Genomic DNA, 13,619 nt, shown 5'->3' with positions numbered 1-13,619 from the left:
CGTCGCCGATCGTGAGACCAGCAGAACCAGCGCGTCCGCGACGGCGCCGTGCCGATCGAGAGCCGTGGGCCGGAACCGGGCGTTACCGGAGTTTGGGAGCCACCTCGTCGCCGAGGCGGTGGATGCAGTCGATCATCGCCTCGGTTCCGACGCCGGGATGGTAGGTCCGGAGGATGACGTGCACGTCGTCGCCGAGCGCGTCCCGGTAGGTCTCGAGTTCGTCGACGACCTGCGACGGGGTCCCGTAGATAGCCTGCTCCTTCAGGTCCCGTTTTCGCTCGTCGTCGAGTTCGTCGACGGGATCGCCGGAGAAGAGTTCCTCGTAGCGCCGCTGAATGTAGAAGTAGCCCTCGCGCATCGTCGTCCAGGCGTCCTCGCGGGAGTCGCCGACCCACCCGTGCTGGAGGACGTAGATGGTGAAGTCGTCGTCGAGACCCTCCGCGTCGCGGACTCGTCGAATGTCCTCGACGCGCATTCGCACCCCCTCGACCGAGAGCGAGGAGGGCGCACACCACGCGTCCGCGGTCCGGGCCGCCCGCCGGACGGCCGGTTTGGCCGCGCCGCCGAGCATGATCGGAACGTCTCCGTCGTCCGGTTTCGGCGTGATCGAGACGTCGTCCGGAACGTCGTGGAAGTCGGATTCGTAGCCGAGTTCGCCCTCGCTCCAGGCGGCCCGGAGGAACGGCACGAGGTCGGCGAGTCGATCGGCCCGCTGGTCCCGCGGGACGCCGAACGCGTCGAACTCGCGCGGGTTCGATCCGATCGCGAGCCCGAGCGTCAGCCGGCCGGCGGCGAGCAGATCGACGGTTGCGGCGTCTTCCGCGAGCCGGATCGGATCGTACAGCGGGCCGAGCGCGACGCAACTGCCGATCTCGAGGGCCTCGGTTTCGGCGGCCATCGCACCGAGCACCGGCATCGTTCCCGAGAGGTAGTCGTCGGCCGCAAAGTGGTGTTCGGAGACCCACGCGCTGTCGAGTCCGGCGGCCTCGATCTCGCGAGTCAGCGCCAGCAGTTCGTCGTACAGTTCGCTCGCCTCGCGATCGTCGTCCGGCCGCCGCTGGGCCGTAAACAGTCCGGTCCCGAGTTGCATACAGTACGCATTCGTGACGACCGTCTTAATCGTTGGTGAATGGGCGACTCCGGCCGTCGCCGCCGGCGACCGCGGGCCAGCGGTCGAACCGCCCGCGTCCCGCCGTCAAAAGGCGACGGTCTCGAGTATCCCGTCCTGGATACGGACGGCCTGCGGGAGATAGTAGTCCTCGAGCGCGTGCAACGGCATCGGCGCGTCGAACCCGGTGATGCGCTCGATCGGGGCCTCCTGATAGCAGAGCGCGTGCTCCTGGATGGTCGTCGCCACTTCCGCGCCGACGCCGCCGGTTTTCGGCGCTTCGTGGACGATCGCGGCCCGACCGGTCTTCGTGAACGAGTCGACGATCGTCTCGACGTCCAGCGGGGACAGCGTGCGGAGATCGACGACTTCGACGTCGACCCCGTGTTCCTCGGCGACGTTGTCCGCGGCGATGAGCGTCGGACGGGTCATCGCCCCCCACGTGTACACCGTGACGTCGCTTCCCGTCCGCCTGATCGCGGCGTCGCTCAGCGGCACCTCGTACCTGCCCGTCGGAACGTCCTCGCGGAACGCACGGTAGAGCAGTTTGGGCTCGAGGAAGACGACCGGGTCCGGGTCCCGGACGGACGCGATGAGCAGTCCCTTCGCGTCGGACGGCGTACTCGGGGAGACGACCTTCAGCCCTGGCTCGTGAACGAAGAAGGCCTCCTTGGACTCCGAGTGGTGTTCGGGGGCCCGGATGCCACCGCCGTACGGTGCCCGGACAACCATCGGGACCGAGTACTGGCCGTGGCTCCGAATCCGCATCCGGGCGGCGTGACTGACGAGTTGATCGAACGCGGGGTAGGAAAAGCCCATGAACTGCATCTCCGCAACCGGCCGCATCCCGGACAGCGCCAGCCCGATCGCCGTGCCGACGACGCCGGACTCCGCGAGCGGCGTGTCGACGACGCGATCACCGCCGAACTCCTCGTACAACGCCTCGGTCGCGCGGAAGACGCCGCCGTTCTTCCCGACGTCTTCGCCCAGTACCACGACGGATTCGTCCGCCGACAGTTCCGTGTAGAGCGCGTCTCGAACCGCTTCGACGAGCGTCAGACTGTCCGTCCTGGACTCGGCGGTCGCCGTCTTCCCCGAACTCATTCTAGCACCTCCGAGAACGCGTCGTCGCCGTACTTGTCGCGGAGCGCGAGCAGTTCGTCCCGCTGCTCGCGAAGCCGCTCGGGCATCTCCTCGTAGACGTGTTCGAAGATCCGCTCGGGATCGGTCTCGGTGGCCTCGACGGTCGCCAGCGCATCGCTGATCTGGGCGTCGATCCGATCGTCGATCGCGGCCTCGGTTTCCGCGTCGAGGATCCCCTCCGCGGACAGGTAGTTCCGGAGGCGATCGAGGGGGTCCTTCCGTCGCCACGCGTCCGCCTCGTCTTCCTCGCGGTAGACGGACGGATCGTCCGCCGTCGTGTGGGCGCCGTAGCGGTACTGGACCGCCTCGACGAGCGTCGGCCGCCGTTCGTCATCGGTCGGGTTTTTCGCCTTCGCGAGCGCATCACGCGTAACCGCGTACATGGCGAGCGGATCGAGTCCGTCGACGCGAACACCCTCGAGGCCGTAGGCGGCGGCTTTCTGCGCGATCGTTTCGCTCGCAGTTTGCCGGTCTCGCGGCACGGAAATCGCCCACTGGTTGTTGTTGCAGACGAACACGACGGGCACGTCGAACACGCCGGCGAAGTTCAGCCCTTCGTGGAAGTCACCCTCGGAGGTCGCCCCGTCCCCGAAGTGACACAGGACGGCGCTGTCGGTCTGGCCCTGGAGTTTCTGCCCCCAGGCCATCCCCGTCGCCTGGGGCAACTGCGTCGCGATCGGAATGTACTCCGGCATGACGTTGACCTCGTCGGGGATCGCGTACCCCTCCCGGATGCCACGAAGCGGCTTCAGGAGTGAGGCCAGGCTCATGCCGTGGACGTACTTGGCTGCGTGCTCGCGGTAGGTCGGGAACAGCCAGTCCTGGTCGTCGAGGGCGTAGCTCGTCGCAACCTGGGCCCCTTCCTGGCCCGTCATCGGCGCGTAAGTCGCGATGCGGCCCTGCCGCTGGAGGCTGATCGCACGCTGGTCGAACCGGCGTGCGAGCGCGATATCTTCGTACATCGCCAGCAACTCTTCGTTCGAAAGATCCGGAACCGCCGCGTTCGGGAGGACGTTCCCGTCCTCGTCCAGGATCCGGATCGGTTCGTCGTCGTCGAGTTGCGTGGACTCGCTATTCACGTGCTGGTCTGCGTCGTCGTATGCGCTCATTGGTGGTGTGTGGACCGGTGACTACTCAGGGGTCTGTACCACGGCCAGTCTGGGTCCCATCGGGATCGGTGGGTACGAATCCCGCGAGTTATTCCCAGAGAACGTGTCCGACGCGAGTGCGTTTCCCGCCTCGCATCGGAGCGACGTCCGCCAGTGTAATCGTACGGAGGGGAATCGAGAGACCGGCTCCGAAACGTCGAAGCGACTCGATCGCGGCACGAACCTCCGGCATACTGGCGGTTGCCATATGGGATACAATTACCGAGACGGTACTTAATAGTTCTGTGAGACGTGCTCCCAATATCACCCGGTAATGGACGACGCGAGTCGAAGACCACCGGGCCGACCGGGACCGGCCTGGATCGCCGCGTCGGCTGTGTCGGTGAAAAACGGGGCGTCCGAGAACGTCGACCGAGCGCTCGGGCGGACTGCTATAGTAGCAACTGAAACGATTTACACATCGATCGCGAAGCTGTCCTGCGATCGAGTGCGCATTGACTTTCAGTTGCTACTATAGAGGCCAGTTCCGACGCAACTACGACCCGTCTGCGGGTGCGCCGGCAAATCAAGACAGCAATCCGTCTCAGTCCGCGGTTTCGACGCTCTCGGCGAGGACGCCCCGTTCCGACCAGACCACGAGCAGGACGAACAGAACCGTCGTCGCGAGAGCACCGATCGCAACCGCGGCCGTACTCGGTGCGTACCCTGCCAGGCTCAGCGCGTCGGAGTAGAACGTAAAGAGGAGGAACGTCGGGAACACCGTTCCGATCGCGTACCGCCACGAAGTGGCGAACGGACGGGAGAGCGATCCCGCGCCGGTGAGATACTCATCGACGGCGTCCGCTCCGAGCACCCACGCCGCGTAGAACATGAATCCGATCAGACCGAGCGTCAGCAGGAGGTCCACGAGCTGGTCGGCAAAGAGCGCGAACACGTCGGCGTTGAAGGCGTTCAGGGAACCCGTGACCACGACCAGCACGAACAGCCCTCGGGTCGCCATCGATCGCTCGACGTCGAATTCGTCGACGACGAAGGCGACGGGGATCTCCAGGATGCTTATCGAACTGGTGACGGCGGCGAGCAGGACGACGAGGAAGAACGCCGCCCCGAAGAGTCGTCCCGCGGGGAGATTGGCGAAGGCACCGGCGATGCTCACGAAGAGTGCGCCGGGCCCGCCACCCGTCGGTCCCCCGGCGAACGAAAAGAGAAGCGGAAACACGACGAGTCCCGCCAGAACCCCGATGCCGAGGTTGAGACCAGCGATCGTCGTCGCGTCGAACGGAAGCGATCGCTCGTCGTCGACGTACGAGGCGTACGTGAGCATCGTCCCGCCACCGATCGAGAGCGTAAAGAGCGCCTGTCCGGCGGCCGAACCGAGAACCGCGAGGAAGTTGTCGGCGAGATACGCCCCGTCGAACGCCAGGTAGAACTGGTAGCCGTCGATCGCGTTCGGCTGTCGAGAGGCCCAGATCGCCAGGCCGACGAGCAGGACCGCGATGCCCGGCATCATGAACTTCGTCGCCGACTCGATGCCTCTTCTCACACCGGCCATCACGATGACGGCGGTCATTCCGAGAAACGCGACCTGGTACAGGAAGGCGTTCGTGCCGTAGTTGATCGTCTCGAAGTGAGCGCCGGGATCGGCGAAGTACGCGCCCGTGAAGCTCTCGACGAAATAGCGGAGGATCCAGCCGCCGACGACGCTGTAGAACGAAATCAATACGATCGACGTCACGACACACAGCACGCCGAGGACCGTCCACGCGCGTGATCCTTTGAGTGATTTGAACGCCCCGACCGGGTTCCGCCTCGAACGACGGCCGATGACGAACGCTGTCAGCAGTCCCGGAACGCCGATACCGAGCACGATGAGGAAGTACATCAGCAGAAACGCACTTCCGCCGTTCTCCGCTGTCATCCAGGGGAACCGCCAGATGTTCCCCAGTCCGACGGCGCTTCCGACCGCCGCCAGTATGAACCCGATCCGACTCGCCCAGGTTTCGCGTGCCATATACTATCGTCCAACAGAAACGAGCATAATAAAGACTTTTCAGCAATTCCGATACTAGCTATTCTGCGAAACGATCGGTCTCGAGAACGATCACCGCACAGAAACGAAAGCGACCCTGAAAAGTGTTCCGAGTCACCGACGTCACCGCATCGAGCGCCGTCTTCAACGCTTCTATGCCGGTCGCGTACGAAAGGCGTACGCCGTGCCGGTCGCATACGAAAGGCGCGCGTACCCAGCGCCGTTCGTCTCGAACGCCGTCCCCGGAACGGCGACGCCGAGAGGGGCGCTCGACGCCGTCTGTCCAAGTATCCGGGACGGCAACCAGCGAACGGCGAGCACCGCTGATCGAGAGCGGAACGAAACCGATCGGCGAACGTCTACGTGAAGCGGACGGGACGGTTCGAGCGAAGCGTGGTGGATTGACCGGGCCGGTACGAATAGCTTGGATTTCGTCCGGAAGTACTCCCGTCCCGGGTTCGAGAGGTCGCGTATTACCGGGTTACGACCCGGAATAGCACCTGGAACCGCACGCGAGTGATGGGCTGAAATGGGTCCCCCGCGTTTCGGAAATATCAGCATACCCCACAGATTATTACAAACGTACCTATGTAATACCGTGCAGTGCTCGAGCCGAGAGGCATCCAAGATATTCGGACAGTCGATCGACGGGCAATCTCGCGAAGGCGGACGCCACCGGCTGAATGTCAGGGCGGGCACAGTTCGACGCAGTGAGCGGTTCGATCGGTGCGAGCGGGCCACGATGGAGTCGAAACGGACGAGTCGATGTGAGACGGCTCTCGTCCGGTTGCACGTGGTGGTCACGCCGGAATCCAGCGAGCGACCGTGACGGGGAACGAAACGCGTCCGTGCCTTTACCGCGTCGAACTGTATCTGAGATTGATGTGTATCTCGTCGATCGCCGCGAGCAGTTTGTCCGGCAGTTCGGTTTTCAGGTAGTCGCCCTTCACGCGATTTGCCGGCCCGGAGATGCTGATACCCCCGATCGGCGTTCCGTCTTCGTCCCGGATCGGCGCACCGACCGCGTTCAGCCCCTCGATCGACTCGCCGGTGTTGAACGCGTAGCCCCGGTCCCGGATCGCGTCCAGTTCCTCGCGGAGTTCGTCGACGTCGGTGATGGTGTGTTCGGTCATCTGCACCAGTCCCCGTCGATCGACGATGCCCTGGAACTCGTCGTCGTCGAGAGACGCCAGTATGGCCTTGCCGGCGGCGAGCTGGTGGAGATACCGACGCTGTCCGACGCGGGCAGACGTCCGTAAGGGGCTCTCGCCCGACGCCTTGTAGAGGTGCACGCTGAAGTCCCCCTCCTTCGCGACGAGCCAGACCTTCTCGCCGGTCGCTTCGGCCAGGCGATCGACCTGCCGCCGACCGACGTCGAAGAACGGGACGCGGTTGCGAGCGCTGATCCCGAAGTCGAGAAACCGAAGGCCCAGGTAGAACCGCCCGTCCTCCCTGACGAGCAGGTCGTTGTCCTCGAGCGTGAGAAGGTGTCGATGAATCGTACTGCGGGCGAGATCCAACTCGTCGGTCAACTCGTCGAGCGTCCGCCCGGGATTCCGCTGGAGACGTTCGAGGATTCGGATGGACGACTCGGTCGTCGTTACCGGGCGATTCGATCGAGGGCTGTCTTCCATGTCCCTGTATCGAGGGAGGGACGGTTTAGTTTTTGTTCTGGAAGAAAGCAACTCCTCGATCCGCCAAGAGTGGCGGGACTGCTCGAGGCCACTGGCGTCGTCGACCAGACACGACCGGCGTTCGAGTTATCCGAATATTCCACTGCGTTCGGTAACGAAACCACGACTGGTGGATCGACCGGACCGACGGCAAACCGGCCGTAGACGACCCATTTGCACCGATATGGTTGTACGGACGCGGCCAGTGGAACGGGTATACGCTACCGCTCGAATCCAGATCGTTCGAACAACTCGAACGTCTGCGTCACGAGACGATCGCGCTCCGTGACCGGCTGGCCCAAGCCGGAAACCGGGGTTTGATCGCATCGAGTGGGCGTTCAGTGCGCGTGAAGTCACTCCGGGGACGGGTGCCGACGTACACAGAAGACTGCCACAGCCGAACCGACGGTCGTTTTGTTTGCTCGAACGGGTGCGGTCGGCCCGAGGTGCGGTGCATACCCCCGAAACAGCCCCCAGAGAGGCGGCCGGAGTCCCGAAACGCGCGTCCGGATCGACGCGACGACGGGAGCGATCGGGCGAGCGGGTGGACGACTGCATCCCCGGTCCGGCGTCGGCACCGACCGCGCCGGGGACCGATCTACCCGGTCTTGTAAACGCCGCGTGCGTCGGCGATGTGGGTACCGACGGCTTCGCCGTCTTCCCGAGACTCCGGCGGAGTCTCGCCGCCCTCGGCGGCGTAGACGTCGACGTCGACGACGCCGACGTCATTCCCGCAGCGGACGACGTCGGCCTCGGCGTAGAGGTCACCCGTTCCGGCGCTGAGATAGTCGATTCGCATGTCGATCGTCGGAACGGGCTGTTCGACCAGCGAGACCAGCGCCGCCCCGCCGACGGTGTCCGCGAGGGTAAAGGTGACGCCACCGTGGGCCATCAACTCCTCCTCGTTCCACGAGAGGTCCGCCGTCATCTCGAGGCGACCCTCGGCGTGGCCGTCGGCACACGCCGTCACGTCGATTCCGAGCAAGGATGCGAACGGCATGCCTTCGAAGAAGGCTTCGATGTCCATGCAACACGGTTGTCCGCCGAGCGATAATAAATGTGCCAGTTAGTGGAGCCGTTTGCCCCGACGTCGTTACCGGTGGTCGTAGACGCGCTTTACTTTCCCGACCTCGGTGCGCTCGATCGACCCGTGTTCGACGAGTTCGAGCGTATCGGGCGTGATCGACAGCGCGTTCTGTAGCCGTTCGAGGACGTCCGTACGAAGTCGGTCCCTGTCACCGGCAAAGCCCGCCACCAGTTCGATCGTCAACTCGAACCGATCGAGGGCGTCCTCCCGGTAGAGGTCGATCCGGTAGTGGGGGGCAACCGCGTCGAACTCGAGGACGACGTCCTCGATCTGGCTGGGATAGAGGTTGACCCCGCGGACGATGAGGAGGTCGTCGGCCCGGCCGGTGACGCTGTCCATCCGGACCATCGTTCGGCCACAGTCACACTCCTCCGCGGTGAGAGCGGTGAGGTCGCCGGTGCGATACCGGAGGACCGGAAGCGCTTCTTTCGTCAGCGACGTCAACACGAGTTCGCCCTCCTCGCCCGCGGGGAGCACCTCGCCGGTCTGCGGGTCGATCACCTCGGGATAGAAGTGGTCCTCCCAGATGTGCATCCCCGCCTGGGCCTCGTGGCACTCGACGGCGACGCCCGGCCCGATCAGTTCGGAGAGGCCGTAGTTCTCGATCCCCGTCGCGTCGAGCCGCGTTTCGATCTCCTCGCGCATCGGTTCGGTACAGGGTTCCGCGCCGTAGAGGACCGTCGAGATCGACAGGTTCCGCGGGTCGACGCCCATCTCTTCGGCCGTCTCGGCGAGATACAGCGCGTACGACGGCGTACAGCCGATCGCGTCGCTCTCCAGATCGCGCGCGAGTTCGACCTGTCGCCGGGTGTTCCCGCTGCTCGTGGGGATCACCGTCGTCCCGAGTTCCTCCGCGCCCCCGTGGAATCCGAGCCCGCCCGTGAACAGCCCGTAGCCGTAGGCGTTCTGGAACGTCTCCCCCCGTTCGATGCCCGCCGCCGCCATCGACCGCGCCATGACCTCGTTCCAGCGGTCGAGGTCGTCGGCGGTGTAGGCGACGATCTTCGGCTTGCCGGTGGTGCCGGACGAGGCGTGGATGCGGCGGATTTCCTCGTCGTCGACGGCGAACAGCCCGTCGGGATACTCGTCACGGAAGTCGGATTTGGTCGTAAACGGCAGGTCCTGAAGGTCGTCGACCGTTTCGATGTCGGACGGCGAAACGCCGATTTCGTCGAGGGTCTCGCGATAGAACGGGACGCGCTCGTAGGCGCGCGACACGGTTTCGCGGAGCCGTTCGTTCTGTACCTCCCGTAACTCCTCACGGGAGGTTCGTTCGACAGTCGCTGACATGTGTTCGTCTCTCATTCACGTAATCGAGTACCAAAATTCTTCGTTCGACTGGAGGTCAGGAATCGACTGAGTACCAGGTCGAGTGACTCTCGAGAGACGACCACGGCTACTCGAACTTCTCGAAGGGCTGTTCGCAGTCGTGACAGTAGTGCATGGACCGACAGAGCGAGGGTCCTTTCGGGTGTTCGCGGACCGTATTGGTCGACTCGCAGTAGGGGCACGCAGCGCCGCTGTCGTCGCCGCTCGTCGTGACGCTCGGATCGGAGGTTCGTCTCATATGCTCAGGCCGAATTCTCGCAGGTCGTCTTTGCCCCGTTCGGTCACCATCTCGACGGTCCAGCCCGGACTCCAGACGAGTCGCACCGCCGCCGCCTCGACGCCGTCGACGGCGGCCACGCGCTCCTCGACCTCGTCGGTGAGCATGTCCCGGGCCGGACAGCCCGAGTAGGTCAGCGTCATGTCGACGGTCGCGACGCCGTCCGCGACCGTGACGCCGTAGATCAGCCCGAGGTCGACGATGCTGATCGGCATCTCGGGATCCTCGATCGCGTAGAGGGCGTCCCACACGTCGGCTTCGACGCCGGTCGCGTCCTCGCCCGTCGCCGGGAGGGCGTCGATCGTCTCGCCCTCCCGGTAGTCGGTGTACGCGCAGGGCGTCGCCTCGGCGTCCGCGCCGGTATCCAAATCGGGGGTGAAGCTCGATTTCGCCCCCGGTTCCGGAATCTCGCCGCTCATTCTGGGGTGTCCATGATTTTCGTCGTGTCGCTTCGCCCGAGGTCGCGGTACGTGTGCGTGAACTCGTCGTAGAGGTCGAACCACGCGTCGGTGTGGGAACCGTCCCGGCCGCGCGCCTCGGGGAGCATCTCGCGGGTGACTTCGAACTCGAACTCGTCGGTGTCCGCGTCCGATCGACCGCTCGCGGGAACGGCGAGGTCCAGGGACTCGAGATACGGAACGACGATCGACAGCCACTCCTCGCCCAGTTCCTCGAGGGTCGCGTCGCGAAGGCCGAGTTCGACGATGTCCGCCTCGACGTCCACTGCTCGCGGTTCATCACCGCTCGCACTCGCGCCGCGTGGCGGCGCGCACTGTTCGAACAATGTCAACGCGTGCGGGAACAGCCGATCGAGCGCATCTTGCAGGCGCTCGTGGCCCTCGTCGCCGTCGGCGAGGCGGTCGAGCCAGTTCTGGGCGTGTTCGCGGTGGTACTCCTCCTCGCTCCGGATCTTGCCGACGCGATCGGCGATTTTCGGGTGCGAGGAGTCTTCCAGCGCCTCGAGACGGAGGTCCTCCGCGACGTCGTAGAGGTACGATCGGAGGACGGCGTCGGCCCAGTCGCCCTCCGCGAACGGCCGTTCGACGAGCGTGCTGTGCCGGAAGTCCTCGGGGTCGCGCTCGTACACCAGGTCGCGCTCCTCGAAGCCGAGGTCGGCGAGCACGTCGTACCACAGACGGGCGTGGCCGAGTTCGTCCTGCGCGTTGTTCGCTAGTGCGAGGTCGGACTCGAGGCTGGGCGCGCGGACCTGCCACTCCGTGTACCGTTCGGCGAGGACGAACTCGTCGTCGCCCAGCCGCTTCAACAGGGTTTCGAGCGCGGTGCGTTCGCGCTCGTCGAGGTCCGCGGGATCGTCGAGCGTCGACGACATCAGTCGTCACCCCGCTGTCGTTCGGCCGTCGCCTGTTCGTCCTCCGATTCGACGACCTCGCGAGCGTCCTGCCCGGTCGTGCTGTACGCCGTCGCCCAGCGGTAGCTCTTGTCCGTCGTCCCGCCGAATGCGACGTCCTCGGCGTCGATCTCGCCGATTTCGTCCCGCGGAACGACCCAGAGGCTGTTCGTGGGCTTGCGCCGGCCGTGCTGGACGGCGGCGAACTGCTTGGCCATCTCCCGATCGGGCGCGTGGACGTTGCCACAGTGGGTGTGGTACTCCCCGGTCTTCTCCTGGCGGAACACTTCCCAGATCATGGTCAGTCGGCCGCCTGCGGCGCGTGGCCGCCGGCGGCTGTGGCGTCGGATTCGATCGTGTCGCGGACCCACTGGACGGCCTCCTGTGCGGCCCTTCGGCCGTCGATCTGGCCGAGCCCGGGTTCGTACTCGTTCTTCGCGATCGTGAAGAACTCGTCCCAGTCGAGGTCGCTCTCGACGACCTCGTAATCGCCCTCGTCGTTCTTGCGGATGCGGGGCTCGTCGGGAATCTCGAGGCCGTACTTCTCCGCCTTGGGGATGTACTGGTTGAGGAAGGCGGTCCGGAGTTCGTCGTTGGACTGCTGTTTCAGCCCCACCGAGGCCGCGAAGTCGTGGTGCGTGCTCTTGTCGTCGGTCGGCCCGAAGAACTGGATGATGCGAGGCCACCACGTCTCGAAGGCCTCCTGGGTCATCCGCTGTTCCTTCCGCGAGCCGCTCATCAGCGTCGCGAGGATGTCCTCGCCGTGTTTGACGTGGAACCCTTCCTCGAAACACACCTTGTCCATGGCGTGGGCGTACGGCTCCCAGCTGGTCCGCCGGAGGGTGGCCTGGCGGCGCATCGCCGCGCCGTCGACGAAGAAGGCGATCATCGCCGTCTCGGGCCACGACTCCATCGGGTAGTGAAAGCAGTTGAGGAACTTTCCGTCGCCGTTGGCCAGGTCGTCGAGCATCTCCTCGCGGGTCTTGACGCCGAGCGATTCGGCCGCGCGGTAGAGCAACTGGCCGTGGCCGATCTCGTCCTGGACCTTCGCCGAGAAGGCCAGTTTTCGATCGATACTCGGCGCCTGGCGGATGAACGGCCGCTCCAGGTACGCGCCCATGATCTCGCTGTTCGCGTGGAATTCGATCATCCGCGTCGCCGCCTTCCGGTACTCCTCGGGGAGGTCGTCGGCGGGGCTAAACTCCCGCGGCCCCGCCCGGTCTTTCACTGTGTCGAGGTCCATTGGTTCATAATTATACACGACGGATAGACCCTTAGAAATTGACCGCCATATAACGAGGTTTTAAGTACTGTGGCGAGAGAGACGTGTGTAGACGATCGGGATGATCGAGGAATGTCTCGCAGTCGAATTTCGGGTCAAAAACGACGATTGCCCGCTCGCGGAGGCGTCACGGGCGGCTTCCGTCGACGTCGAGATCAGCGCCCAACCCCCGCAGCGCCGGAGCGACGGCTACGATCTCCTGCAGTTCAGTGCACCGTCGAGCGATCGGCTGACAGCGGTCTTAGACGAGGACGAGCGGATCTCGTACCTGCACGTCTCGAAGACCGACGGCCGGAATCGGTACCGGTGTCTGTCGAAACAGCCCTGCGTCGTCCACCGACTGATCGACGGCGGACTGATCGTCGAGACGCTGCAATACCGGGACGGCGCGGCGATGATCTTCGGCGCGGTCGTCGGCCGCGACGTCCTCAAGGGCGTCATGGCGGCGGCCGGCGACACCGTCGGCGTCAAACTCGAGCGGGTCTATCCCCTCCAGTCCGAAGCGACGGAGTCGCCCAGTCAGCGGTGGGATCTCACGCCGGCCCAGGAGGAGTGCATTCGCACCGCCCTCGAGATGGGGTACTTCGCGATCCCGCGCGAGACGACCTCCGAGGCGGTCGCCGCGGAACTCGGGATCAGCAAGTCGGCGTTTCTCGAACGACTCCGCCGCGCCGAAGCGGCGCTGTTTCGGCAGATCTACCGGTAGGAGTTCGGATTCCCTGGCGGCAAGCGTCGGCTTTCGGATCGACTGACGGCAAGCGATCGGATGACGAGGTTCCGGATCCAGTAGATACATTTTCGTGGACGTCAGTGTGGGATGATATGACAGACACCGAGGCCATCCGCAGCCACGTCGAGAGCGACCCCTACTGCGAGACACTCGGGATCGACCTCGTCGACCTCGAACCGGGACGCGCGCGGACGCGACTCGAGGTCACCGACGACCTGACGAACTTCCACGGAACGCCCCACGGCGGCGCGATCTACTCGCTCGCCGACGCCGCGTTCGCCGCCGCCTCGAACTCGTACGGGGAGACGGCGGTCGCCCTCGAGACGAACATCTCCTACCTCGACGCCGTCGACGTCGGAACCGTCCTCACGGCGACCGCCGAGGAGACCCACGACGGCGGCCGCACCGCCGAGTTCGAGGTCGTCGTCACCGACGACGGGGACGATCGGATCGCGACGTTCCGCGGTCGCGTCTACAAGCCGTGAGGACGGGTCGTCCGGTAGA

Annotated in this window: 14 protein-coding genes; 2 read left to right on the top strand and 12 right to left on the bottom strand. The window is 65.0% G+C overall.

Annotation, left to right across the window (positions count from 1 at the left end):
- Positions 1 to 82: 82 nt before the first annotated feature.
- The 12 genes from AC6I6X_RS09785 to paaA form a co-directional block, all read right to left on the bottom strand.
- On the bottom strand, positions 83 to 1,090 hold the full coding sequence (locus AC6I6X_RS09785; RefSeq protein ID WP_497930322.1) for an LLM class flavin-dependent oxidoreductase: 1,008 nt from the start codon (positions 1,088 to 1,090) through the stop codon (positions 83 to 85).
- Positions 1,091 to 1,195: 105 nt separating this feature from the next.
- Complete coding sequence (locus AC6I6X_RS09780) at positions 1,196 to 2,212, bottom strand: alpha-ketoacid dehydrogenase subunit beta (RefSeq protein WP_497930320.1); 1,017 nt, start codon at positions 2,210 to 2,212, stop codon at positions 1,196 to 1,198.
- Complete coding sequence (gene pdhA, locus AC6I6X_RS09775; RefSeq protein ID WP_497930319.1) at positions 2,209 to 3,360, bottom strand: pyruvate dehydrogenase (acetyl-transferring) E1 component subunit alpha; 1,152 nt, start codon at positions 3,358 to 3,360, stop codon at positions 2,209 to 2,211. The genes AC6I6X_RS09780 and pdhA overlap by 4 nt, the downstream gene beginning before the upstream one ends.
- 583 nt (positions 3,361 to 3,943) lie before the next feature.
- Positions 3,944 to 5,371, bottom strand: coding sequence for a sodium-dependent transporter (locus tag AC6I6X_RS09770; protein ID WP_497930318.1), 1,428 nt, complete (start codon positions 5,369 to 5,371; stop codon positions 3,944 to 3,946).
- 872 nt (positions 5,372 to 6,243) lie between these two features.
- The gene (locus AC6I6X_RS09765) at positions 6,244 to 7,023 is read right to left on the bottom strand and encodes an IclR family transcriptional regulator (protein WP_497930317.1); all 780 of its coding nucleotides are present in this window, start codon (positions 7,021 to 7,023) and stop codon (positions 6,244 to 6,246) included.
- 637 nt (positions 7,024 to 7,660) lie between these two features.
- Entirely contained in the window at positions 7,661 to 8,089 is a 429-nt protein-coding gene (locus tag AC6I6X_RS09760) for a PaaI family thioesterase (RefSeq protein WP_497930316.1), read from the bottom strand.
- A 66-nt stretch (positions 8,090 to 8,155) separates the two neighbouring features.
- Positions 8,156 to 9,439, bottom strand: a complete 1,284-nt coding sequence (paaK, locus tag AC6I6X_RS09755; protein ID WP_497930315.1) for a phenylacetate--CoA ligase PaaK — start codon at positions 9,437 to 9,439, stop codon at positions 8,156 to 8,158.
- Positions 9,440 to 9,545: 106 nt separating this feature from the next.
- Positions 9,546 to 9,716, bottom strand: a complete 171-nt coding sequence (gene paaE / locus AC6I6X_RS09750; RefSeq protein WP_497930314.1) for a 1,2-phenylacetyl-CoA epoxidase subunit PaaE — start codon at positions 9,714 to 9,716, stop codon at positions 9,546 to 9,548.
- Complete coding sequence (gene paaD, locus AC6I6X_RS09745) at positions 9,713 to 10,174, bottom strand: 1,2-phenylacetyl-CoA epoxidase subunit PaaD (RefSeq protein ID WP_497930313.1); 462 nt, start codon at positions 10,172 to 10,174, stop codon at positions 9,713 to 9,715. The genes paaE and paaD overlap by 4 nt, the downstream gene beginning before the upstream one ends.
- Complete coding sequence (paaC, locus tag AC6I6X_RS09740) at positions 10,171 to 11,085, bottom strand: 1,2-phenylacetyl-CoA epoxidase subunit PaaC (RefSeq protein WP_497930312.1); 915 nt, start codon at positions 11,083 to 11,085, stop codon at positions 10,171 to 10,173. Before paaC ends, paaD begins: the two co-directional genes overlap by 4 nt.
- Entirely contained in the window at positions 11,085 to 11,402 is a 318-nt protein-coding gene (gene paaB, locus AC6I6X_RS09735; RefSeq protein ID WP_497930311.1) for a 1,2-phenylacetyl-CoA epoxidase subunit PaaB, read from the bottom strand. The genes paaC and paaB overlap by 1 nt, the downstream gene beginning before the upstream one ends.
- A 2-nt stretch (positions 11,403 to 11,404) precedes the next feature.
- Positions 11,405 to 12,346: a 1,2-phenylacetyl-CoA epoxidase subunit PaaA gene (gene paaA, locus AC6I6X_RS09730; protein ID WP_497930310.1), complete on the bottom strand. Its 942-nt coding sequence runs from the start codon at positions 12,344 to 12,346 to the stop codon at positions 11,405 to 11,407.
- A 100-nt stretch (positions 12,347 to 12,446) separates the two neighbouring features.
- On the opposite strand from paaA, the gene AC6I6X_RS09725 reads away from it, so the two are divergent.
- On the top strand, positions 12,447 to 13,091 hold the full coding sequence (locus AC6I6X_RS09725) for a helix-turn-helix domain-containing protein (RefSeq protein WP_497930309.1): 645 nt from the start codon (positions 12,447 to 12,449) through the stop codon (positions 13,089 to 13,091).
- Between the two features lie 116 nt (positions 13,092 to 13,207).
- Positions 13,208 to 13,600 (top strand): hydroxyphenylacetyl-CoA thioesterase PaaI, encoded by a 393-nt coding sequence (gene paaI, locus AC6I6X_RS09720; protein WP_497930308.1) that lies wholly within the window; start codon positions 13,208 to 13,210, stop codon positions 13,598 to 13,600.
- Positions 13,601 to 13,619 lie beyond the last annotated feature (19 nt).

The organism is Halosolutus sp. YCN4, assembly GCF_059736495.1.
Note: the sequence above shows the minus strand (reverse complement) of the source record. Positions and strands in the feature narration are given on the sequence as shown.

Excerpts from the sequence above, each read along its gene's own strand:
- AC6I6X_RS09725 (WP_497930309.1), top strand. The coding sequence starts at position 12,447 with ATGATCGAGGAATGTCTCGCAGTCGAATTTCGGGTCAAAAACGACGAT.
- paaC (WP_497930312.1), bottom strand. The coding sequence starts at position 11,085 with ATGTCGTCGACGCTCGACGATCCCGCGGACCTCGACGAGCGCGAACGC.
- paaB (WP_497930311.1), bottom strand. The coding sequence starts at position 11,402 with ATGATCTGGGAAGTGTTCCGCCAGGAGAAGACCGGGGAGTACCACACC.
- paaK (WP_497930315.1), bottom strand. The coding sequence starts at position 9,439 with ATGTCAGCGACTGTCGAACGAACCTCCCGTGAGGAGTTACGGGAGGTA.
- AC6I6X_RS09770 (WP_497930318.1), bottom strand. The coding sequence starts at position 5,371 with ATGGCACGCGAAACCTGGGCGAGTCGGATCGGGTTCATACTGGCGGCG.
- paaI (WP_497930308.1), top strand. The coding sequence starts at position 13,208 with ATGACAGACACCGAGGCCATCCGCAGCCACGTCGAGAGCGACCCCTAC.
- AC6I6X_RS09765 (WP_497930317.1), bottom strand. The coding sequence starts at position 7,023 with ATGGAAGACAGCCCTCGATCGAATCGCCCGGTAACGACGACCGAGTCG.
- AC6I6X_RS09780 (WP_497930320.1), bottom strand. The coding sequence starts at position 2,212 with ATGAGTTCGGGGAAGACGGCGACCGCCGAGTCCAGGACGGACAGTCTG.
- paaA (WP_497930310.1), bottom strand. The coding sequence starts at position 12,346 with ATGGACCTCGACACAGTGAAAGACCGGGCGGGGCCGCGGGAGTTTAGC.
- paaE (WP_497930314.1), bottom strand. The coding sequence starts at position 9,716 with ATGAGACGAACCTCCGATCCGAGCGTCACGACGAGCGGCGACGACAGC.
- AC6I6X_RS09760 (WP_497930316.1), bottom strand. The coding sequence starts at position 8,089 with ATGGACATCGAAGCCTTCTTCGAAGGCATGCCGTTCGCATCCTTGCTC.
- paaD (WP_497930313.1), bottom strand. The coding sequence starts at position 10,174 with ATGAGCGGCGAGATTCCGGAACCGGGGGCGAAATCGAGCTTCACCCCC.
- pdhA (WP_497930319.1), bottom strand. The coding sequence starts at position 3,360 with ATGAGCGCATACGACGACGCAGACCAGCACGTGAATAGCGAGTCCACG.
- AC6I6X_RS09785 (WP_497930322.1), bottom strand. The coding sequence starts at position 1,090 with ATGCAACTCGGGACCGGACTGTTTACGGCCCAGCGGCGGCCGGACGAC.